The organism is Rhodococcus sp. PSi06 (genome assembly GCF_054960675.1).
This window is the reverse complement of the sequence record NZ_JBHNYO010000002.1, coordinates 204,473-226,695: the sequence shown is the minus strand read 5'-3', so window position 1 is coordinate 226,695 and position 22,223 is coordinate 204,473. Positions and strand designations below refer to the sequence as shown.

General features: G+C 64.1%; 22 protein-coding genes. 13 read left to right on the top strand and 9 right to left on the bottom strand.

The genetic code is table 11. The features are described 5' to 3' along the window. Positions 1-36: 36 nt before the first annotated feature. Together ACFI9K_RS03490 and ACFI9K_RS03485 are read right to left on the bottom strand one after the other, a co-directional pair. Positions 37-402 carry a hypothetical protein gene (locus ACFI9K_RS03490; RefSeq protein ID WP_222092698.1) on the bottom strand — a complete coding sequence of 122 codons (366 nt, stop codon included), beginning with the start codon at positions 400-402 and terminating at the stop codon, positions 37-39. A gap of 17 nt (positions 403-419) precedes the next feature. After that, positions 420-1,574, bottom strand: coding sequence for an acyl-CoA dehydrogenase family protein (locus ACFI9K_RS03485; protein ID WP_462662252.1), 1,155 nt, complete (start codon positions 1,572-1,574; stop codon positions 420-422). A 204-nt stretch (positions 1,575-1,778) separates the two neighbouring features. Here ACFI9K_RS03485 and ACFI9K_RS03480 point away from each other — a divergent pair, with 204 nt between their 5' ends. The 6 genes from ACFI9K_RS03480 to ACFI9K_RS03455 all read left to right on the top strand — a co-directional run bounded on the left by ACFI9K_RS03480 (position 1,779) and on the right by ACFI9K_RS03455 (position 8,573). Further along, positions 1,779-3,287: a PAS domain-containing sensor histidine kinase gene (locus ACFI9K_RS03480; RefSeq protein ID WP_462662251.1), complete on the top strand. Its 1,509-nt coding sequence runs from the start codon at positions 1,779-1,781 to the stop codon at positions 3,285-3,287. Positions 3,288-3,425: 138 nt separating this feature from the next. Continuing rightward, a complete protein-coding gene (locus ACFI9K_RS03475) occupies positions 3,426-3,695 on the top strand; it encodes a hypothetical protein (RefSeq protein WP_462662250.1) in 270 nt (89 codons plus the stop codon). Further along, positions 3,692-4,975, top strand: a complete 1,284-nt coding sequence (locus ACFI9K_RS03470; protein ID WP_462662249.1) for an amidase — start codon at positions 3,692-3,694, stop codon at positions 4,973-4,975. Before ACFI9K_RS03475 ends, ACFI9K_RS03470 begins: the two co-directional genes overlap by 4 nt. A gap of 70 nt (positions 4,976-5,045) precedes the next feature. Next, positions 5,046-6,509, top strand: a complete 1,464-nt coding sequence (locus ACFI9K_RS03465) for an aldehyde dehydrogenase family protein (RefSeq protein WP_462662248.1) — start codon at positions 5,046-5,048, stop codon at positions 6,507-6,509. A gap of 80 nt (positions 6,510-6,589) precedes the next feature. Next, on the top strand, positions 6,590-7,210 hold the full coding sequence (locus ACFI9K_RS03460) for a response regulator (RefSeq protein WP_222092703.1): 621 nt from the start codon (positions 6,590-6,592) through the stop codon (positions 7,208-7,210). 124 nt (positions 7,211-7,334) lie between these two features. Next, positions 7,335-8,573 carry a flavin reductase family protein gene (locus tag ACFI9K_RS03455; protein WP_462662247.1) on the top strand — a complete coding sequence of 413 codons (1,239 nt, stop codon included), beginning with the start codon at positions 7,335-7,337 and terminating at the stop codon, positions 8,571-8,573. Positions 8,574-8,745: 172 nt separating this feature from the next. Here the strand turns inward: ACFI9K_RS03455 and ACFI9K_RS03450 are convergent, their stop codons facing one another. Then, a complete protein-coding gene (locus tag ACFI9K_RS03450) occupies positions 8,746-10,170 on the bottom strand; it encodes an APC family permease (RefSeq protein ID WP_462662246.1) in 1,425 nt (474 codons plus the stop codon). A gap of 177 nt (positions 10,171-10,347) precedes the next feature. Between ACFI9K_RS03450 and ACFI9K_RS03445 the strand changes: the two genes are divergently transcribed. Beyond that, positions 10,348-10,551, top strand: a complete 204-nt coding sequence (locus tag ACFI9K_RS03445; protein ID WP_222092706.1) for a zinc-ribbon domain-containing protein — start codon at positions 10,348-10,350, stop codon at positions 10,549-10,551. A gap of 91 nt (positions 10,552-10,642) precedes the next feature. Here ACFI9K_RS03445 and ACFI9K_RS03440 read toward each other — a convergent pair whose 3' ends face one another. Beyond that, positions 10,643-11,800 (bottom strand): beta-ketoacyl synthase N-terminal-like domain-containing protein, encoded by a 1,158-nt coding sequence (locus ACFI9K_RS03440; RefSeq protein WP_462662245.1) that lies wholly within the window; start codon positions 11,798-11,800, stop codon positions 10,643-10,645. 191 nt (positions 11,801-11,991) lie between these two features. Here ACFI9K_RS03440 and ACFI9K_RS03435 point away from each other — a divergent pair, with 191 nt between their 5' ends. Next, on the top strand, positions 11,992-13,599 hold the full coding sequence (locus ACFI9K_RS03435) for a diguanylate cyclase domain-containing protein (RefSeq protein WP_462662244.1): 1,608 nt from the start codon (positions 11,992-11,994) through the stop codon (positions 13,597-13,599). Between the two features lie 75 nt (positions 13,600-13,674). Continuing rightward, positions 13,675-14,613, top strand: coding sequence for a glycoside hydrolase family protein (locus tag ACFI9K_RS03430; RefSeq protein WP_462662453.1), 939 nt, complete (start codon positions 13,675-13,677; stop codon positions 14,611-14,613). A gap of 7 nt (positions 14,614-14,620) precedes the next feature. Here ACFI9K_RS03430 and ACFI9K_RS03425 read toward each other — a convergent pair whose 3' ends face one another. The 3 genes from ACFI9K_RS03425 to ACFI9K_RS03415 all read right to left on the bottom strand — a co-directional run bounded on the left by ACFI9K_RS03425 (position 14,621) and on the right by ACFI9K_RS03415 (position 17,561). After that, positions 14,621-15,646 (bottom strand): phosphotransferase family protein, encoded by a 1,026-nt coding sequence (locus ACFI9K_RS03425; RefSeq protein ID WP_462662243.1) that lies wholly within the window; start codon positions 15,644-15,646, stop codon positions 14,621-14,623. Beyond that, entirely contained in the window at positions 15,643-16,854 is a 1,212-nt protein-coding gene (locus ACFI9K_RS03420; protein WP_462662242.1) for an acyl-CoA dehydrogenase family protein, read from the bottom strand. The genes ACFI9K_RS03425 and ACFI9K_RS03420 overlap by 4 nt, the downstream gene beginning before the upstream one ends. Positions 16,855-16,943: 89 nt before the next feature. Further along, positions 16,944-17,561, bottom strand: a complete 618-nt coding sequence (locus tag ACFI9K_RS03415) for a TetR/AcrR family transcriptional regulator (RefSeq protein WP_462662241.1) — start codon at positions 17,559-17,561, stop codon at positions 16,944-16,946. 69 nt (positions 17,562-17,630) lie between these two features. On the opposite strand from ACFI9K_RS03415, the gene ACFI9K_RS03410 reads away from it, so the two are divergent. Next, a complete protein-coding gene (locus ACFI9K_RS03410; RefSeq protein WP_462662240.1) occupies positions 17,631-18,425 on the top strand; it encodes a MerR family transcriptional regulator in 795 nt (264 codons plus the stop codon). A 54-nt stretch (positions 18,426-18,479) separates the two neighbouring features. On the opposite strand, the gene ACFI9K_RS03405 is transcribed toward ACFI9K_RS03410, so the two are convergent. Further along, entirely contained in the window at positions 18,480-19,334 is an 855-nt protein-coding gene (locus ACFI9K_RS03405) for an SGNH/GDSL hydrolase family protein (RefSeq protein ID WP_462662239.1), read from the bottom strand. Positions 19,335-19,464: 130 nt separating this feature from the next. Here ACFI9K_RS03405 and ACFI9K_RS03400 point away from each other — a divergent pair, with 130 nt between their 5' ends. Then, the gene (locus tag ACFI9K_RS03400) at positions 19,465-19,800 is read left to right on the top strand and encodes a DUF2834 domain-containing protein (RefSeq protein ID WP_462662238.1); all 336 of its coding nucleotides are present in this window, start codon (positions 19,465-19,467) and stop codon (positions 19,798-19,800) included. Positions 19,801-19,890: 90 nt separating this feature from the next. Further along, complete coding sequence (locus ACFI9K_RS03395) at positions 19,891-20,715, top strand: dienelactone hydrolase family protein (protein WP_462662237.1); 825 nt, start codon at positions 19,891-19,893, stop codon at positions 20,713-20,715. Positions 20,716-20,785: 70 nt separating this feature from the next. Here the strand turns inward: ACFI9K_RS03395 and ACFI9K_RS03390 are convergent, their stop codons facing one another. Next, positions 20,786-21,151, bottom strand: a complete 366-nt coding sequence (locus tag ACFI9K_RS03390) for a DUF1330 domain-containing protein (protein ID WP_462662236.1) — start codon at positions 21,149-21,151, stop codon at positions 20,786-20,788. Positions 21,152-21,311: 160 nt separating this feature from the next. Between ACFI9K_RS03390 and ACFI9K_RS03385 the strand changes: the two genes are divergently transcribed. Continuing rightward, positions 21,312-22,211, top strand: coding sequence for a 3-hydroxyacyl-CoA dehydrogenase (locus tag ACFI9K_RS03385; protein WP_462662235.1), 900 nt, complete (start codon positions 21,312-21,314; stop codon positions 22,209-22,211). Positions 22,212-22,223: the final 12 nt, after the last annotated feature.

The following is a 22,223-nucleotide window of genomic DNA, read 5'->3' as shown; positions in this document are numbered from 1 at the left end:
GCAGCGCCATTCGGTGGAGCGTGAGTGCGCGGTGTTTCAGTACGTGCGGGGAGTGAGCGCGCGGCCGATGCGGGCCTCGATCTTCACGAACTTCCACAGCTTCCAGTCGCTCGTTCCCACTTCGATCGTCCGCAGGAAGTTGCACGCTTGCTTGACGGTGTCGTGAGAGTCGACGTCGGCGAGCAAGTAGCAGGTCCACGGCCACGAGTCCGAGGGGCCGACCATGGTGGCGTCGTCATCGATATCGCCGATGAAGTCGACTCCCTCGAGCCCCTTGATGCCGTCGGAGAGGGCGACGAACGCGGTCCAGACGTCGCCTGCTGTCACCCCGGCCTCGGGGAGATCGAAGAAGTTCTGGTTGATGCCGATGCAGAACAGGACGCGGAGCGGAGTGGTGGTCATGTGTTGTCTTTCGTGAGTCACTTGAAACCGGGGATGGTGGACGGTTGGCCCATCAGTACCGCGCCTGCGGCATCCAGGATCGCCGGCCCCAGAAAGGCATGCTGTTGGGGGACGAGTGCGTCACCGGCCCACTGCTGGAGAGGGTGTGATGCGAAAATTGTTCCGGTACCGGAGATTTCGATGATCTTGGTGACCACGGAGGCAGATGTCTTCGCAAGGTGGCTCGAGGCCAACCGAAGGTGTGCGTTCTGGGCATCGGTGGGCTCGTCACCGCGCAGCACCGAGTTCCACACTTCTTCGGTCACCTCGTAGAAGTATGCACGCGCCGAGCGTAGAGCGGCTTCGGCTTCGGCGACGGCGATGCGGTAATACGGTCGGTCCGCCAGCTTGGGCGCGCCGGTGATGCCGGACCTGCCGGCACCGATCTGCACTGCATAGTCGAGTGCGCTACGGGCAACGCCCGCCCCGACAACCGCGAGAACCTGTGCTGCGTAGGCGATCGTGGGGTAGTGGTAGAGCGGCTCGTCGATGGTGGCCGCGCCGCCACGGATGAAGGTCCACTCGCGTGCTACCTCCACCTTGTTCACCACCAGATCGAACGACCCGGTGCCGCGCATGCCTACGACATCCCAGTCCTGGACGATTTCCACGTCGCTCGGCCGCAGCAACGCTGTCCGAGGCTTACCTCCGGTCGAATCGTCGCCGGGTATTCCCACGCCGAGGATGTCGGCACCCATCGAACCGCTCGCGAACTTCCAGCGGCCGTCGACCAGGAATCCGCGGTCGGTTGCCGCCGCCGGTTGTACCGGAAAGAGCCCACCTGCAAAGACGACATCGGGTCCGTCCGAGTACAACTCGGCCTGGGTATCGACCGGCAGTGCCGCAAGGTAGATCAGTGCGGAACCGAAGCTCGCCACCCAGCCGGCGGACCCGTCGACGATGGAGATCTTCTCCACGGTCCGTAGAAAATCGGCCGGTGCCTGGGGATCGCCGCCGAAGCGGCGAGGGGTGGCGGCCCGATAGATACCGATCTCCTTGAGACGGTCGATGAAATCGGGGGATACGAAACGTTGATCGCGAAACTCCTGCCGCCGCTGTGCGAGCTCGACCAACACATCGTCGAGAGTCGCGGCGTTCCGCGCTTCCGGTGGGGCGTGCTGAGTGAGTGTCATGACCGTCTCCTTGTGCCTGAAGCCTGGAAGCCTCGTGCCGTGTTCGTTGGTTCGACCGTAATGCGAGTCACGTTCGGCGAAAATCGGTAAAGAGTGCGGTCGGCAGGGGGTGCGTCCATCAGTCGTGTAGGTAATTTCTTCAGTCCGCCCGCGTAATTCGGAGCTTTCGCACACCGCCCGGGGCACCGCGCTTACGCTCTCGAGATGTCCATGGACCCACGTGCGCCGGAGCTGGTGTCGGCCGATTTCGTCGAAATGATGAACCGTGCGCAGGTATGCGTGCTCATCCACGACGGGGTGTCCAAGAGCATCCTGTGGGCCAATCCGGCCGCCTGCGCGATGTTGGAATTCGATCTCGACGAGATACGCCCTTTGAAGGCGAACGACATGAGTAGTTCTGCGCAGCAATACGACCGAGTCGTCGGCCGCGCGTGGCTGCACGAAGCCGTCGAGCACGGCGGCAGCCGTATGGAGTGGCATTACCGGTCGAAATCGGGACGCATCATTCCGACCGACGCGATCGCCACCAGGATCGAGTTGCGGCAGGGTCCGGCAGTGATGGTGCAGTTCCGTGACATCGAGAACGAACAACGCACCGAGCGTGCCCTGAGATTGACCACCACGTACGTCGATGCACTGTCCAGAAATACCTCGGCGATCGCTTTCGTCCTCGACGAAACCGGTGCGATCGGATTCGCCACCGATACCGCCATGGAACATCTGGGTATCGATCCGAGTGTCGAACCTCCAGCGGGCAGGTTGCTCGCGTCGTACTCGTCCTTCCACATTGCCGGTCGTCGATCCACGTGGAGTGAGCTGGTGCGGGATGCGAGTCCGGTGGCATCGGTTCGGCTCGAGGTACCCGCGGGCGACGGCAAGACACTGTGGCTCGACGGCAGCGTCGAGCGGTTGCAGGAGAACGAGGTCAACGCCTATCTGATGTTGCTGCATGATGTGTCCGATCGCGTGCGCACCGAGGAGATTCGCGGATTGGAACTGCAACGGGAGAATTACCTGGCGCGGTACAACGCCATGGGCGACATGGCCATGGCGATCGCCCACGAGTTGGGGCAGCCACTCGCTGCAGCAGGCAACTTTCTGGCGGGCATCGGGACGATCCTGACCGACGACGGACCACTCGACACGCGTGTGGAGTACGGGCTGGCATCGGCGCACAGGCAGATCGAAAGAGCCGCAACGATTGTCTCGACACTTCGAGCCTTCGTGGGTCACCTCGAACAGATCGAGCAGACCGTCGACCTCAACACCGTGGTCACCGAATGCCTGTACTTCATACGACTACGCGCGGAACAGAATTCGGTCCGAATCCTGTTCGAGCTCGCCGACGAACAGGTCCCGGTGCGGTGCGAACGCGTGCTCACCGGCCAGGTGATCATCAACCTCTGCTTCAACGCCATCGACGAAATGGCTCACTGCCCGCCGGCGCAACGCACGATCACGTTGGCGACCGGGAACCGCGAGGACGGTGGCACCTTCTCGGTGAGCGATCGCGGACGAGGGCTGCAGCGCAACCCGTTCGAGGAGTCGTTCACCACCAAACAAGCCGGTAGCGGGATCGGTCTGGCCTTGAGCTACCGCATCATCACCAGGCAGCACGGCTCCATCTGGTACACCCCTGGGAAGGACGGAGGTTCGGTGTTCGGCTTCGCGCTTCCGACGGTCGACGGCGACGTGATTCCAGCGGACCGGTGATGTCCGCCGGTGTAGGGAAAATCTTCAGAGGCGGGAAGGAAACTCTCGATTCCGGTACGACCGCAGAACTCGTAGCGTCGACCCATGATCTTCGGTTGCTGAGCACTGCGCAACCGGACCTATCCGGGAGAGCGACGTATGGATGACACACGAGAGTGCATGACCCTGATGTGCTACAACGATACTCACGGATACGGGTGGCGGCACGTCGACCTGTTCATGCACGACAGCGACGGCAACGAGCTCAATTGGGTGCACTGGCAAGTCAAAGCGGACGGGCCCGATGCAGCGGACCAAGCCACCGCTCGGCACGAGCCGTTGCTTCGCCGCGTCTCGGAGTGGCGGCATTTCGTCAGCGCCAGCGGGATGGACTACTGGACCGCTGATGCCGTGTGGGGAGACCGATGACCGTCGACTCGCCGCTGCACCGGCCGTGGTCCTTGGCCGACCTCGTCGCCGATCTTCGGGCCGGAAGAACCACCGCAGCGGATGCGTGGCAGCGGTCCCAGAAGCGGATCGACGACACCGAGCCGGAGCTGGCGGCATGGGTGGTCCATCGACCCCCGGCCCCCTCGCCCGATCCGTCCGAACCGATGGGCCCACTGGGCGGAATTCCGCTGGGAGTCAAAGACATCATCGATGTATCGGGTTTTCCGACCAAGTGCGGTACCGACCTCTACGCAGACCGACCGCCGGCCGATCTGGACGCTGCAGTGGTGGACGCGTGGCGCACTGCCGGTGCCGTGCCTGCGGGCAAGACGGTCTCCACCGAATTCGCCTTCTTCGCACCCGGTCCCACTCGTAATCCCGCGGATCCGACGCACACTCCCGGGGGATCGTCGAGTGGATCGGCAGCCTCGGTGGCGTCGGGGCAGGTGCCTCTGGCTCTCGGTTCTCAGACTGCCGGATCGGTGACCCGCCCGGCGTCGTACTGCGGTGTCGCGTCGCTGGTCATGACCAGGGGCCGGCATTCGACCGATGGGGTGACCGGCCTGGCCGAGAGTCTGGACAGTCACGGGCTCTACGCGGCTCAGGTTCGCGACCTGGCGTGTGCGTGGTCTGCATTCGTGGGGCAGGAGGTGGTGCTTGGATGCTTGTCCGCGCGTCCACGGGTAATGCTCTGGGACGCCAACGAACTGGGAGTGGTGGAGCCCGTCATGGCGCACGCGCTCGCCGCTCTCGGTCGAGCGATCCGTGCAGACGGTGCCGAGTTGGCGGGATTCGCTGCGGCCGACGCCGTCTCCGAGGCCACCACGGCTCATGCCGTCGTCATGGCCTACGAGGCAGCGCGCGAACGAAGTGCACTGTTCGCCGACATCGACCGGCTCAGCGATCCGTTGGCCGCCCTGCTGCGGCGCGGTGCGGCAACGACCACCGCGGACTACCGTGCGGCCTGCACGACCATCGCCGATTCGCGTCAGCGCATCCTGGCACTCTTCGACGATGTCGACATCATCGTCGGGCCCGCCGCTCCCGGTGCGGCTCCACCGGGTCTGGACGCAACCGGAGATCCGGTGCTGAGCCGGGCCTGGCAGGCATGGGGACTGCCCGTGGTCACCGTGCCCGGCCTGACGGACGGTTCCGGATTGCCGCTGGGAGTACAGGTGATCGGACCGCCGAATGCAGAGTCCGAGTTACTGGCCGGCGCGTCCTGGATCTCCGCCGTGATCGCCCATTCCGCGGCGTGACCTCGGCACCACCGATCGTCCATTTTTCGTTATCGAGCATCATTCTTCCCACCGAGCACAGGAGGCGGCCATGACCGCAGTATCGAATTTCACCACCGATCTTTTCGTGGACGGGGTCTGGAGCGGCGGTGGTGCCGGAACATTCGAGACGTACGACCCTGCGACCGGTGAGAAGCTCGCCGATATCGCCTCGGCCGACGCCGCCGACGTCGACCGTGCGGTCGGTGCGGCGCAGGCCGCGTTGACCGGAAGTTGGGCCGCGGTGCCGCCGTCGCACAAGGGGCAGCTGCTGAACAGGCTGGCCGATCTCGTCGAACGTGACGCAGAGACTCTCGCTCGACTCGAATCGCTCGACATGGGCGGTCTGTTCGTCCTGGGTAAGATGATGTTCGTCCCGAATCTCGTTGCATCGCTGCGCTATTACGCGGGTTGGGCGGACAAGATCAACGGCGAGACCCTGCCCAACGATGGCTACATGGGTCGCCCTACCTTCGCCTACACACGCCGCGAGCCGGTCGGAGTGATCGCCACGATCATCCCGTGGAATGCACCGCTGATGATTCTCGGGTGGAAGCTGGCTCCGGCCCTGGCAACGGGCAACACCGTGATAGTCAAGCCGGCGGAAGACGCATCGTTGTCGATCCTGCATCTTGCGCGGCTCATCGACGAGGCAGGTTTCCCGGCAGGCGTCGTGCAGGTCCTTCCGGGTATCGGTGCGATCACCGGTGAGGCGCTGACGACACATCGCGGCATCGCGAAGGTCTCGTTCACCGGATCCACCGCCGTGGGTCGCCGAATCCTGGTCAACTCCGCGATGGACTTCAAGCGGACCACTCTCGAGCTCGGTGGCAAGTCTCCGCAGGTCATTTTCGGCGACGCCGACCTCGAGTCCGCGGTGGGTGGAGCTGCGATGGGTCTGTTCACCAACTCGGGAGAGGTGTGCGCCGCAGGAACTCGCATCTTCGCGCACCGGTCCGTCTACGACGCTGTGGTGGACGGTCTCGGCGCCGCTGCAGGTGCTCAGGTGCTGGGCAATCCGTTCGACGAATCGACCACCATGGGCCCGTTGATCAACGCCAAGCAGAAGGAGCGTGTGCTCGGCTACATCGAGCAAGGCAAGTCCGAAGGTGCACGCATGGTGGCCGGAGGTGCCGCCGTCGACGGAGAAGGTCACGAGCGGGGGCATTTCGTGCGACCGACGGTGTTCGCCGGCACCAACGACCTGACGATCGCCCGCGAGGAGATATTCGGACCCGTCGGCATCGTCGTTCCCTTCGACGACGACGCCGAGGCGATCGCGATGGCCAACGACAATCAGTACGGCTTGGCGGCCACCCTGTGGACGACCGATCTGGCGCGCGCACACACCGTGTCGGCAGCACTGCAGGCAGGAGCCGTAGCGGTCAACGGATGGTCACCTCTCGCCCCCCAGTTGCCCTGGGGTGGAGTCAAAGCCAGCGGGCTCGGCCGTGAGCTCGGATACGAAGGAATCCTGGCCAACACCGAGGCGAAGACCGTCACGATCGTTCTGTGACCGACGGCGTCCACGCCGCCGACCTTACGGTCGGCGGCTTCCGCTGTGCGAGGAGCGATTCGGGGCTAGTGTCGGAACTCATGGAAACCGTGAAGCCCACCGTCGTTCACGTGGTCGACGACGACGAGGATCTCAGGCAATCACTTGCGTTTCTTCTTCAGAGTGTCGGAATAGAGGCGTTGACCTATCCGACTGCCATCGCGTTTCTCGAGGAGATGGACGCGGCGGAGCCGGGGGTGGTCATCGTCGACGTGAGAATGCCGGGAATGAGCGGCTTCGAGCTTCAGGACGAATTGGTCAGGCGTGATTATCCGGCTCCGATCATTTTCTGTTCGGCGCACGGCGACATTCCCATGTCCGTGCGTGCTCTGCGTGCCGGCGCCGTCGATTTTCTCGAAAAGCCCTACGAGCCGCAGCGCATGCTCGAAGTCGTGCAAGAGCAATCGAGGTTGGCGGCCGGCGTGTTCTCCGAGCGTGCGGAGCGTGCCCGAGTTCATCGACGACTCGACACCCTGACGCCACGCGAGCGAGAGGTGTTGCGGCTGGTGGTCGAGGGTATGGCGAGCCAACAGATTGCTCGTCGCCTCGGCACCAGCGTCAAGACCGTCGATGTGCACCGAGCTCGTATCAAGGCCAAGACCGAGGCGGAGAGCCTCGGAACCCTGGTTCGTGACGTGCTGGCGTGGCGAGTGACCGTCTGACACTTCACGACATTCGATTCGGACGGTATGTCTAAAGGTTTCCCCCCTACCTGTAAGAGCGGGCCGGAAATTAATTTGGGTCATACCAATTCGGTCAACCGTCGAGAATGCTCAGGAGATCGCCATGCCTCGAACAGTGGCAACAGAGGAAGCACAGAGAACGTTTCGAGAAGTGACAGGACACTATCCGACGGGAGTCGCGGTGGTGACCGGCACAGACCCGACGGGCGAACTACTGGCACTCGTCGTGGGTACCTTCAGTTCGGTCTCGCTCGATCCTCCACTGGTCTCGTTCATGCCCATGAAGACCTCGCGAACCTTCGCGCGTATGCAGGATTGCTCGTCCCTGTGCATCAACATCGTCGGCGGCGATCAAGAACGTGAGGTGATGTCGATTGCGCGGCGCTGGGAGAACAAGTTCGACGGAATCGACTGGTATCCATCGCCGCACGGCAGCCCGGTGCTCACCGATGCGATCGGGTGGATGGACACGACGATCTGGAAGACGGTCGATGCCGGAGATCACTGGATCGTGTTGTGTGAGGTTCAGGACATGGCCATCACGAACCCGGTGTCGCCCTTGATCTTCTTCCAAGGCGGTTACGGCAGCTTCGTGTGCACCTCACTGCTCGCTCGAATGGACCACGAAATTCTCCCGGCCATCCATGCTGCCCATGCTGCCCGCTCCGAGGTCGAAGCTCTCGCGGCGCACATCGGCTGTGAAGTCTCGGTCCTGACCGCCGTCAGTGCCGACGAGATGGCGACGGTGTTGTCCGCCACCGCACCCGGCGTCGATCGCGATGCCGCTCTGGCTCAACGCATCCCGATCGTGCCGCCGATCGGCGACTCGTACGTCTTCTCGTTGCCCGAGGCCGAACAGGACCGGTGGATCGACAAGCTCAAGGGCGACGACAAGGACACTCAGGTGCATCGAAACCGTCTGAACTTCATTCGTGAACACGGTTACGGGATCTCGTTCCTCCCGGCGGCAGGATCGGATGCGTACACCGAGATGCGCCAGGCCACCAAGCAGTACGAGTCCGGCCGGCTGACTCCGAGGCAGGAACGCGAGATCAGAGCACAGATCGGCCGCACCTCCGTCGATTACCGCCCGCAGGTGCTCGACGACGCCGGCACGTACAACGTCGGATCGGTGGTGCTGCCCGTTCGCGATCCATCGGGTCGACACACCTTGACCCTTCGCCTCGCTCAGGTGCCACAGAACGTGACCGGACGTGTGCTGACGGAGTGGATCGCGAGCGCCAGAGCCGTTGTGGCAGTGCTCGAAACGGCACCGGGTGGAACGGGTAGCGACGCCGCGTTCGCCGATGCCGCGTTCACCGATGCCGCAGTGGGGCTCTGAGCGCGACGCACAGACCACAGAAACGAGCCCCCGGACCTTGTTGGTCCGGGGGCTCGTTTCGTGCGTCACCCGTCCGTACGGCGTCGACTTCCAGAAAAGAACCCCCTGCCGGCATCCATGGGAACTGGATTGCGGCAGGGGGTTCGACGGACGTGCTCGTCGATCGACAGCGTCAGGGCGTGGCGTCGTCGCGATGCAGTGACGGAGTCCGGTCGAGCCGTGTGTCGATGATGTGGCCACCGACGACGCCCGCGACGAACACCAGACACAGCGCGGCAAGGAATGTGACGGCAACCGCTGCGGAGCCGCCTATGAGGGTGGTGAAGTTGTCCAGCACCAATGCGGTGATGGCAATGAGGCCGATGCTGCCGAGTACCGGTGCGACGCGGGTGTTCCACAGACGCGAATCCACGTCGGTGCGATGGAAGAACACCACGATGGCGAAGCTCGTCAGAACCATGACAGCGAGGATGGCGACGATGGAGATGCCGGACATCCAGGTGAACAGCTGGAGCACCGGGTCGGCCCCGGCCAGTGCGAAGACGCCGACGACCAGCACCGCGGAGACGGTCTGCAGGATGGAGCCGCGGTGCGGTGAACCATGTTGGGGATGCACCGCGGCGAAACGTGATGGGGCGTAACCCGATCGCGCGAGCGCGAAGACATAACGCGAGATTGCCGAGTGAAATGCGAGCACCGCAGCGAACAAGCTCGTCACCAGCATGATCGCTATGACGTCCGCAGCCATCGGTGACAGGTAGACCGCAACTGCGGCGAACGTGAGATTGGCGGTGTCTTCGCTTGCGGCAGCGGCGATTCGGTCGCTACCGTACGCAAGCACCAAGGCCCAACTGCACACGGCGTACAGGGCACCGATCAACACGATGGCGACGTAGGTGGCGATCGGAACGGTTCGTTTGGCGTCGCGTGCTTCTTCGCCGTAGATGGCGGTTGCCTCGAATCCGACGAAGCTGCCGACAGCGAACATCATCGCGATTCCGGGGGATGCAGAGAAGAACGCGTGCGGGGTGAACGATTCGAAGTCGACGCCCTGAGCCCCGCCCTTGATGAACACCGCTGCCGAAAGGGCGACGATGGCAACGATTTCGAGCACCAAGAGACACCCGAGAACTTTGGTTCCGACTTCGATGTTGCGATATCCCACCAACGCGACGCAGGCAATGAGCGCGAAGGCCCACACCCACCACGGCAGATCCGGCCCACCGTACTGGACCACCAACGAATCGATCGCGTTCGCGGCCAATCCGTAGATTCCGGCCTGAATGGCGGTGTAGGCGAAGATTGCCAGCGCCGCCGCACCGACCCCGAGCCGAGCATTCAACCCCCGTGTCACGTAGGCGTAGAACGCGCCGGTGTCGGTGATATGTCCGCTCATCGCGGCGTATCCGACGCTGAAGACCAGCAGAACGATTGCGGCAACCACGTAGGTCGACGGTGCGCCTGCTCCGTTGCCCAGGGCGATCATGACCGGCAGCGAACCGGCCACAGTGGTGAGCGGGGAGGCGGCCGCCAGCACGAGGAAGACGATGCCGGCCACCCCGATGGAGCCTCTGAGTTGTTGGGAGTTCGATGACATCGCGGACGTCCTTGTCGGTGGTAGTTTGCGACGGAGAGCGAAAATCTACGTTCGTTGATTGATCTGACGAAGCTACCGCCGCTGTGACGTGGCGTACATAGGGGTTTTCCTTATCGACATCGACGCGGTGAGGAGCGGTTCGGTGCTGCTCAGCGGTGCACCGCATAGGCTGGTTCGATGTTCCTCCTCTTCGGTTTCGGCAGTAAGCGCACAGTCCTGGGTCAGGGTTCGGTGCGCACATGTCCGCGTTGCCACAACTCGACCCAGTGGGCGCGCATGAAGCAATACCGTCAGTTCTCGCTGTTCTTCGTGCCGATCGCACGCTGGAACCGCGTCGAGTTCGAGGAATGCGGAATCTGCGGAGCTGCGACGTCCCCGTGACCGGCGTCTGCGCGCGCAGTCTCGGTGCCCGATCGCGGGCTCGCGCGCCCCTGACGAGCCAGGCGCGCGAACCTCACGAACGACGAGCCGCTCACGCCGGTGCCAGCACCACCACCGAATTGTGTCCACCCATGCCCAACGACGACTTCATCGTCAGGCCGGGCTCGGCCTTGGTGAAACCGTCGAGCAGCAGTGGATGAGCGGTCGAGACCTGCGGTGCAGCGGGAACCAGGCCGCGTTCGAATCCCATGACGGCAGAGACGGTTTCGATGGCCGATGCCGCACCTTGGCAGTGGCCGGTGAGAGGCTTCACCGAATACACCTGTGCGCGTGATTCGAGAACGGTCTCCATCATGTCGGTTTCCGCCGCATCACACTGCGCCGTACCGGGTCCGTGTGCGTTCAGGTAACGGACCTGCCGTGCCGTGACGTCGGCATCGGCCAGGGCTGCCTCGAAGCACTCACGTATCCGAGTGTGTGCGGGGTCTATCGACGTCGCGTGGAAGGCGTCGTGTGTCATCGACCCGCCCAGGACCCGCGCATACGCAGCGTCGCTACCCTTGGTCAGCACGAAAGCCGTTGCTGCTTCGCCCATTCCGAATCCGCGGCTGCCTTCCTGGAACGGCCGGCAGCCCTGTTGGGGCTCCACGTCGACGATGCCGACGCCGAGCTCGACGAAATGATCGATGTTCTCCGGCGTCAGCGACAGATCCGTGGCGACGAACACGACGTCGTCGACGAAGCCGGTGTCGAGCCACATCTTCGCAGTGAGCAGGCCGGCGTTTCCCGACGCGCACATGGCCGAGACGTTCATGGCCGGACCGTGAAATCCGTGCTCCTGCATCAGGAGCGACACCGGCGTGGACGGCATCAGCGTGAGGTAGTCGCGCACCCGACGCGCACCGCCGTCCTCGAGATAGAACTGTCGCCACTCGTCCACCTCGCCGAGGACGACCGCGTGCACCAGGCCCACTCGTCGGCCCGGTCGCCACCCGCGACGGAGCGCGTCGTCGATGGCCTCGCGCGCAGCCCCGCGCAACGCCCGACCGAAGCGGCTGGTGCCGTCGTCGAGCCGACCGCCGTCGGGCACCTTGGCGAGCCAGACCGGGTTCTTCCCGGCTCGGGACGGATTGTGATGCAACGTCGCGGCGGCCTTGCCGGTGGCCAGACCGTTCCACAGCGACGCCGTGCCCCAGCCGTAGCCGGAGACTGCGCCCATTCCGCTGATGTCGATTCCGTGCGTGTTCATGATCGATTTCCGTTCCTTCTCGAGTTGTACGAGCCGTTTTCGGCCGGTTACTCGATTTAGCCCCGCAAACGGGGCTTCGGTCCACTCCGAAAAGGTGCAAAGGGGTCGAACCGTGCAGAAGTTCCCGGCCGAGTCGACGAAAGTGGTTCAATCGAGTGTTGACCGACCGCCTACGAACGCGAGGACCGCAGATGGCCCCAGGGGAGCGCGACGTTGTCGGCGACCCCGGAGTAGATCCCGGGTCGCCGAGCCTTGCCGATCGCTACCGGGTGCTGATCGAACATTCGCCGGACGCGATCGGCGTACACCGACAGGGCACACTCGTCTATCTCAACCCTGCTGGGTTGCGGTATCTGCGCGCCGAGACCCTCGACGATGTGGCGGGCCGCCCGATCACCGACTTCATCGCGGCCGATTCGATCGGTCCGATGCTCGAGCGCATCTCGACCTTGGACGTGCACGGGGCAGCAAGTGCCGCATCGGAAGCCACGGTGCAGGCCCTCGACGGGTCGACGCTGACCATGGAAGCGGTATCGGTTCGTACGGCGTGGAACGGTGAGCCGGCCTTCCAGGTCATCCTGCGCGACCTCACCGAACACAAAGCCGCTCAGAAAGCCCTCCAGTATCAAGCTGCTCTGGTCGAGCACGTCAGCGATGCGATCGTGGGTGTGTCCGCCGGCGGTGTCGTGTCGAGTTGGAATCCTGCTGCGGAATCGGTGTACGGACGCCGCGCGATCGACGTGTTGGGCGGCAGTGTCTCCGATGCAGTCGGGGTGCCGTGCGACCCTGTGGCGATACTCGCCGCCGGCGGCCGGCTGTGGGATACGCATCGGCGCGCGGACGGGACTCCCTTGGCGGTCGTGGTGTCCGCCGCTCAGATGCCGGACGGTTACGTGCTCGTCTGCGCGGACCAGAGCGCTGTCCGACGGGCAGAAGAACATTTCACCGCCGTGGTGGAGTCCCTGGAGGCGGGCGTCGTCGTACTCGATCATGCCGGCCGCATCAGCTCGGCGAATCTGGCGGCCAAGACCATTCTCGATGTCCAGGTAGGGCTGACGACGACCGGACAATCCGAGTCTCTGCCGTTCCGGGTGTACGGCACCGACCAGGAACCACTTCTGCCACTGGAACATCCGGTCGCCATCACAGGCCGGACGGGCAATCCCACACAGGCGGTGATCGGAGTCGAACGCCGCCGCGACGGACGCCACTTCTGGTTGTCGTTGACTGCGACGATGCTCGATCCAGGCGAGCCGTCGCCGTCGATAGTGGCAACGTTCGTCGACATCACCGATGCCTATCGGATGAGCATGAAGCTCGAACATGCGGCAACGCACGACGACCTCACCGGGTTGCCCAACCGCCCACTCATTCTGGCCCGCCTCGATCAGGAATTGTCCCGCCCTTCCCGACAGGCCGCCATGGCTGTGTTGTTCATCGACCTCGACAACTTCAAGACCATCAACGATCTGCACGGGCACACGGTCGGCGATGCCGTGTTGGGAGTCGTGGCCGCGCGTCTGACGCGGGCTCTGCCCGCCGACGCATTCGTCGGACGAATCGGCGGCGACGAGTTCGTCGCCGTGGTTCCTGGTTGCTCGGGTGCCGAGGCCGACGACGTGCGCTCAGAACTCGCCACCCCGATCACGACCGCGGGCCGAGAGCTCACGGTGACCGCAAGCATCGGCTGCGTGACCGTCGAGCGTGGAGATTCCCGCACGGCACTGGACATACTCGACGACGCCGATCACGAGATGTACCAGGCCAAGCCGATGTCGCAGTACCTGTCGCAGACGTAGAGCCGATAACGAATCGGCTCGACTGTGCACCGTTGTTGCTCGTGGGGCTCGTGCGTCGTACATACTTCAGCGGTGATGACGACCCTGCGCAAGCACGCGTTCGCCCTTCCCGTGACGCTCGTCGCCGCCGCCGGGCTGTTGATGGGTGCCGCCGGGACCGGTGCGGCTGCGCCCGCGGTGACGTACACCATGGTGGCCTTCAGCAACGACAGCGATCGCGACATGGACGTGTACCAGTCCGACAACGGTACGGACTTCACCACCCTGCGAACCGCTGCGTACACCCCGCCTTCCGGTGTGGTGCGCGACTCCAGCATCTTTCGAGCCGCTGACGGAACGTACTACGTGACCTACACGACGGGCGGCGGGGCGGAGATCGGTTTCGCACGCAGCACCGATCGCGTCGACTGGGAGTTCATGCAGAACCTGCCCATTCCGTACTGCTGCTTGCTCCTGCCCGGCACCGGTGCAGGTACCGGGTCGGCAGGGTCCTCGGAGATACCGTCGCTGTCGCCGTTCACCACCAAGGCCTGGGCTCCCGAGTGGTTCGTAGAGGGTGACCGCGTCAGCATCATCGTGTCGCTGTCGGCCGGCGGCGGGTTCGTTCCGTATCTGATGACCGCAACCGATCCCGGTCTGACGACATGGAGTTCGCCGACTCCGTTGACCGGGATCATCAACGATCACATCGACACCACGGTGGTGAAGGCCGGGGCGTTCTACCATGCCTTCACCAAAGGCGAGAGCAAGAAAGTCATCGAACACTGGATCGCACCGTCGCTCGGTGGTCCGTACGTTCTGGACCCCACCTTCCGCGACTTCGGTCCCTTGAAGGAAGGGCCTGCCGTAGTCGAATTGCCCGACGGCTCGTGGCGGTTGTACTACGACGACTACACCAACCAGAAGTATTTCTACTCCGACAGCGCGGACTTGGTCGGCTGGTCGGAACCGAAGGAGCTCCCGGGCCTGTCCGGAACCGTGCGCCACATCGGCGTGATGCGAGAGTCGGCCTGAGACACGATCACTCGTCTGATCCCGAGAGAGCTCGGAGACCGGCCGCGATGAACTCCCCGGTGGCGTTCGCAGCGTTTCGGGCACCGGCCCCGGTATCGGAACCCGCCAGCGCACGGTGAGTGATTCCCTCGCCGATCACCCCGAGCTTGAAGTTGGCCAGGGCCAGATAGAAGCCCCAATTCGCCAGCTCCCGACCCGATTCGACGGCGTACTGTTGCGCGAGATCCGCAGCCGAGGGGTACCGGTCGCTCGTCCATGCTGCATCCGCGCCCAAGACCGCATCGAACACGGGCTGCCGGTAGATGCACATCAGCGCGACGTCGGTGAGAGGATCGCCGAGCGTGGACATCTCCCAATCGACTACGGCAGCAACGGAACCGACGTCATCGGCATCGAGAATGGTGTTGTCGACGCGATAGTCCCCGTGCACGATCGACGACGCAGAATGCGACGGTATCGCGGCTTCGAGTGCTCGGTGCAGCCGATCGACGTCGGGCAGATCGCGGGTCTTGACGCTCTGCCACTGCCGAGCCCAGGTCGCCACCTGACGGGAGACGAAGCCGTCGGGTCGGCCGAACGATTCCAGGCCCACCGCACCGGGGTCGACGGCATGCAGGCGGGCGAGCACCCGGACGAGCTCGGCAGCGTTCGCGGTGACATCCGAGTCCGAAAGATCCGCCAGATCCTCACGCGTGCGGACGACTCGGCCGGGGACGAACTCGACGACGGTCATCGGTGCGCCGAGGACCACACCGTCCCGATCGAACGCGACGGTGCGCGCGACGGGAACGTCCGTGGCTGCCAGAGCTTCGGTGACGGCCCACTCGCGGGCCATGTCGTGGGCCGAGGGAGTGAGTCCACTGGTGGGAGGACGCCGAACAACCCAGGTCGAGCTGTCGTCGTAGGCCTTGTACGTCAGGTTGGAGCGGCCACCGCTGATCATCTCGACCGACAGCGTGCCCTCGACCTCGATGTCGTTGGTCCGCAAGAACTGTTCCAACGCAGCGCGATTCATGCCCGGCAGTTCGCTCACGACTGTGCCTCCCGCAGTGCCCGCTTGGCGGCACCTATCGTTCGCTTGGCGATGGCCCAGCGGTGTACCTCGGATGGTCCATCGTAGACGCGGAACGGCCGCACTTCGCGAGAGAGCCTCGCCAGCGGAAGGTCGTCCGATACGCCGAGCCCTCCGCACATCTGGATGCTTCGGTCCACGATTCGGAAAATCGCCTCGGCGGCGAACGTCTTGGCGATGGATGTTTCGTTGCTCGCGTGCCCACCCCGATCCAATTCGAAGCAGGCCTTCACGAGCAGCGCACGGGTGGCCGCGATGTCGATCTCGTTGTCCGCGACCATCTTCTGCACCATGCCGAGATCGCCGAGCTTGCCGCCGAATCCTTCGCGCTGGGCCACCTGGGCGACGGCGATGTCATGGGCTCGCCTGGAGGCACCGAGCCAGCGCATCACATGGGTCATGCGGGCCGGCCCCAAACGCACCTGGGCGTAGGCGAATCCCTCGTCGACGGCCCCGAGTACGTTCTCGTCGGGAACGAGTACGTTCTCGAAGAACACCTCGCAGTGTCCGCCGATCATGGCCTTGTCCAAGGTGCCGATATGTCGGCCGACCGTGATGCCTGCAGTATCGGCGGGTGCCAAGAACATCGTGGCTCCGCCCCGGTCACCGGGCCGACCGGAGGTTCGGGCCATGATGATGAAGAACCCGGCACCGTCGGCACCGGTGATGAACCACTTGTGCCCGTTGATCTTCCATCCACCCTCGACCCGCTCGGCCGCGGTGGTCAACGCCGAGGGATCTGAGCCGGCACCCGGTGCGGGTTCGGTCATCGCGAACGCCGACCGCACATCTCCCTGCGCGAGGGGAGCGAGGAACTGCTCCTTCTGCGCCGCGGACGCGATGTGCGCCAGCATGTGCACGTTGCCCTCGTCCGGTGCTCCGAGGTTGAGGGCTATCGGCCCGAACAATGAGTACCCGGCTTCCTCGAACACCGGAGCGCGGTCGCTCATCGACAGCCCGTGGCCACCGTATTCGACGGGGGCATGAGGCGCGAACACGCCGGCGTCCTTCGCGGCCGCCTGCATCTCGATGCGAAGCCGATCTCCGCCGGCATCGGTGACGTTGCCGAGAAACCGGTCCTCGATGGGAAGCACGTGGTCTCGAGTGAAAGCGCGAGTCCGGTCGATCAGCTTCTCGATGTCCGGGTCGTACGTCAGATCGATGGTCACCATGTGCTCCTTGTCCACTACCGACCGAACACTCGCTCGGTACCTCGAAGGTTGGCACAACTGCCCGTGCGGGTCAAGGAACCCGGCCCCTACGTGCGTATCGCGGTGACGGCACCGACCGTGCGTCGGGCGATGTCGAGATAGACCGCGACCAATTGGCCCGGTGACATGGTCCCGTCGGGGCGGTACCACGTGGCCACGCCGATGCACATGGTCGTGACGGCGCGGCTGGCGTCCGCCGGGTGCGGGGTATCGAACACTCCGGATTCGACTCCGTCGGCGACGATCGAATCGAGTAGACGTTGCTCCTCGTCCCGTTTGGCGATGTACGCGGCGCGGTTCGCCGGGTCGAGACTTCGGATCTCCGTCGAGCACACGAAGGCGACGTCGCGCCGGTGAATGTGAAACAGCAGCAGACACTCCACGACCGCGTCGAATCGATCGCTCGGCGATGTGCCCGCTCCGTCCTCGGCCGATCGAGTCCGATCCAGCAGTTCGTCCATCGACGCATTCATGATGCCGACCAACAGCGCCTGCTTCGATGGAAAGTGGTGGTAGAGGCCGGGAACCGAGAGTCCGGCACCCGCGGCGATCTGCCGCACCGACGTGCCGTGGTAACCCTGTTCGACGAACATGGTCAATGCCGACGCCAACGCTGGGGAGAGGTTCGAGCCCTCGTACGTTCGCCAGGTGTTCGTCGCGGTCATGCGTTCACCGTAGATGCCGCGGGCCGAGAGTTTGCTCCTGACGTGACGTGAGGTCTTACCGTTGGCCCCATGAACAGCACCGCTTCGACCACCTGGGGAATCGGGGACGTCGCCCGACGTACTGGAGTCACCGAGCGCACCCTGCGTTACTACGAAGAGCTGGGTCTGTTGGCCCCGGCCCGAGACGGAGGTGGCAGACGCCGATACACCGGGGGCGACCTCGATCGCCTCTACCGCATCAGACTGCTCCGCGAATTGGGTACTCCCGTTGCCGATGTCGACCCGGAGGTGGTCGATCTGCAGCATCTGACGCGGCAGCATCTGGCCGAGTTGGACCGACGGATGGTCGAGCTCGCTCGAGTACGCGAACGTGTTCGGTCGGTCGAGGACCGGCTTCTTCAGGGTGCGCGTCCCGGCGACGACGCGTTGTTGGATCTGCTCTCGGGCCTGTCCACCGACGAGCCTGCAGTGACCAGGCGCACCACGTTGCTCGTCTACCGCGACATCGCTGCGGCTCAGTCCTATCTCGTGGACGTTCTGGGATTGGCACCCGGGCCGATCGAGTACGACGGAGACAGAGCGGTCCACGGTGAGGTGCACGCCGGTGACGGCGTCGTCTGGCTGCATCGCGAGGCCCCCGAACATCGGATGGTATCGCCATTGACCATGGGCGCAGTCACCGCATCGCTGGCGATCCTCGTCGACGACGTCGATGCCCATCACGCCCGCGTGGCGGCAACCGGGGCAGCAATCGACTACCCGCCCACCGACATGGCCTACGGCGTCCGTGAATACAGCGTCCGCGATCCCGAGGGACATCTGTGGTCGTTTCAGACGGCGATCGTCGAACCGGTGGCGTGCTGAAGGCGGTGACTTCCCGGTAGTGCGACATCACCGCCTCGCCGATCGAGGACCGATTCAGGCCACCAGAACCTTGGTCACCTCGGCCGCGATGGCGGCTTCGCCGAGCGCATTGGGGTGCAGGGGGACGAACTGGTCCGCGAACAGGAGCGGTTCCACCCACCGCACACCGACGGCTTGGCATGCATCGTGCCCTTCCGACACCACGGACATGTCGACGAAGGTCGTGTCGGTGTCGGCCGCTGCCTGGCGGATGGCATCGTTCAGCGTGGCCTGGAGGTTGCGTAGATACCGAACGTCACCGGCCGCGACAGGAACCGCCGGTTCGCAGGTACTCGCGGCCGGGATGAGCCATGGATAACCGATGATGATCACCCTGGCCGCGGGCGCACGAGTATGTATGTCTCGCAATGCTTGCCGAACGGCCGGCAGCGTGTTGTCGACAATTTTGTCGTCGAAGGTGCTTCCGTTCTGCTGCGTGCACGGATCGACGGCGCCTGCGTGCGTCACCAACGCACTGACGCACGCGGCGATCGCACCCGAGAACACGCTGTTGTCGTTACCGCCGATCATCACGGTCACCACATCGGCCGACGGCGGCAATGCGTCGAATTGCGGCCGTGCGCCATCGAATTGAGGAGTGGAGAAGTCATCGGTGGCCGCACCGCCGCAGCTGACATCGGTGAGGCCGTAGCCCTGCTGTCGGGCCACGATGTGCGCGAAGTTCTGTTCGGATTGCAAGCACCGGACCGGCAGGCCCGGAGCCAGCGGAAGAACGCCGCTACCGGCACCGAAACTGTCGCCGAGGTTCACGTACTCGACGGTCGACGCTGTGGCAGGGAAGGGGATCGCCAGCGCAACGAGGACGGACACAACCGTTCCGAGCCCGAACCGCTTTGTCCTGGTGCGCACTGAAAAGACCCCCTGATGGCCGGATAATCCTGGAAAGCGTACCGCTGTTCGCGCCCGGGGAGGATCGACCGAGGACGCCGGTCTTCCCATGACACCCCGGGGAGATCGTGAGGTGCCCTACGTTGGATCCATGAAGACAGCAGATGCCACTCGTCGACGCCTCCTTCTCCTGCTGACCGTGATCGGGTTCGTCGTCCCCAACTCGTTCGTCGTGACCTACTTCAAGGAGCACGGAGTCGGTCGCGACAGCGCAACCGCGTTCTTCGCGGACTGGGTTGCGTCGACTCCCACTCGTGCATTGACTGCCGATCTGGGTATCACGAGCATCGCTTTCGGGATCTGGTCCTTCTGGGATTCGAAGGACAACGGAGTCAGGCACTGGTGGTTGGTGCCCGTCGGTACCGGTTCTGTGGGAATCTGCTTCGCGGCACCGCTGTACCTTCTACTGCGCGAGTATTCGCGGTAGTCCTGTTTCGCCCGGTCCCACCGCTCCACCAGATTGTGCTCGTGTCCGGTACCGCAGCCGCGTGTGCCCCTCGCAGAAGGACGTACTCCCATGACCGATGACTCGTTGGCCGATTTCGATCGAACCGAATTCACTGCGGACGGCCGTACGGCACCGGTCTATCGCATCGGCACCGGGCCGGCGGTCGTCGTGATGTCCGAAATGCCGGGCATCACGCCGAAAGTGGCGGACTTCGCGCGTACCGTCGCCGGAATCGGATGCACCGCAATCGTTCCGCACCTGTTCGGCGTCGATGGGAAGGACCCGCTGACCGCACCACTGGGGCTGCTCGGTACCGCCGCCACCATGTCCCGTGCCATGGTGCCGGCCTGCATCAGTCGAGAATTCACGATCCTGGCCACAGGCAAGTCGTCGCGAATCGTGGTGTGGCTGCGGGCTCTCGCGGCCGAGGAACACGAGCGGTGCGGAGGACCGGGTGTCGGTGCCATCGGAATGTGCTTCACCGGTGGGTTCGCTCTCGCGATGGCTGCCGACGACCGATTGATCGCACCGGTGCTGTCGCAACCGTCTCTTCCGTTCGCGGCATCGAAGTCACGCGGTCGTTCCATCGACATCAGTGCCGGCGACTTGTCCAAGGTGAAGAGCCGTTGTGCTGCAGGCGGTCTGACCGTTCTCGGGATGCGATTCCAAGGCGACAAGATGTGCCCCCCTGCACGGTTCGAGTTCCTGCGCGAACAACTCGGTGATGCATTCGTATCGGTCGAGTTGCCCGATTCTGCGTTCAACCCGGAAGCACTCGGGCCGCCGCACTCCGTCGTGACGGAAGGACTCATCGACGAGCCCGGTCAGCCGACGCGGCAGGCTCTGGATCAGGTACTCGATCTGTTCCGCACCAAGTTGCTCGCAGCGCAGTGAGGGAACGCGGCGCGAACAGGTCGTCGCGATCGTGTGCCGGGAATCACCGATCCGCAGCCGGAGGCCTGATTCACGACCACGGAATCGTGGCCTGCAGAACCGCCTCTTTCAAGGCGGCCGTCCGCAGCGCCGTCACCGTCTGATATTCGGGATCGGCCACCATCTCGCTGAAGGCCTTACGTGACGGGTACCGGACCAGGAGCACTGCATCCCAGGCCTGCCCGTCCTCGGCGGCAAGTGCGGTCGAACCGTCGCCTGCGTACAGCACCGTTGCGCCGTAGCGCGGGAGGAAAGTCTCGTCCAGTGCCGTCGCATATTCTGCGTAGGACTCGCGACCACCCTCGGCGAAACGCAGCAGGTTGAGCATCACCACCGGACCGCCGGGATCTTCTTCCAGGTAGCGCTTCAGGTCTCTTCCGCGTGGATCTATAGCCATGGTTCGAGTATGCGTGAGCCGTCGATCCAGTGGAGCGTGAAGCGCTGTCGTCGGTCGAGCCGCTTCGCCGACGGACCCCGCGAGGCGGGGGCTCTGCGCTCAGCGGTAGAACGTGGAGAGCGGAAAACCAGTGACTCGACAAAAGGGAAGTGTGTCGTCCATGACCGATATTCAGAACGTGACCGTGTTCGGAACTGGAGTGCTCGGTTCGCAGATCATGATGCAGGCTGCCTACCACGGAAAAACTGTTGTGGGATACGACATTTCCGACGAACTGCTCGCCGCACTGCCGGATCGATGGGAATGGATGCGCGGGTATTACCGGCGTGACCTGGAAACTTTCGACGAGGTGCGCTTCGACGAGGCCATCGAATCCATCACGGTCACCACCAGCGTCGCGGAGGCCGTATCGGACGCCGACCTGGTGATCGAGGCAGTTCCGGAGGATCTCGACCTGAAGAAGAAGGTCTGGTCGGATATCGGCGCGTCCGCACCGCCGAAAACCATCTTCGTGACCAACTCGTCGTCGCTACTGCCCAGCAGTTTCGCCGAGGCCACCGGGCGACCGGAAAAGTTCCTGGCATTGCACTTCGCCAATCTCGTGTGGCGGTACAACACCGGTGAGGTGATGGCAACTGCTGCAACGGATCCTGCGTGCTTCGATATCGTCTTGCGATTTGCTTCGGAGATCGGTCTCGTTCCCGTTCCGGTCCGCAAGGAAATTCCGGGATACGTGCTGAACAGTCTTCTCATCCCGTTGCTGCAGGCGGGAGCCAACCTCTACGTCGGCGGGGTTGCCAATCCGGCGGATATCGACAACGTGTGGCGCATTGCCACCGGGTCGCCCGCCGGCCCGTTCCAGATATACGACACGGTCGGCTTCAACGTCGCAGCACACATCGCGCGGGCACATGGTGGCGAGGCTCAGGTCCGGTTTGCCGACTTGCTGCAGAAGGGTATCGACGCGGGAAAAACCGGCCTCGGTGACGGTGAAGGCTTCTACACGTACGACTCCGACGGCCGGCGACTCGAGGCTGTCGAGTCGTGGAACATCAACTGAATCGCTCGACCC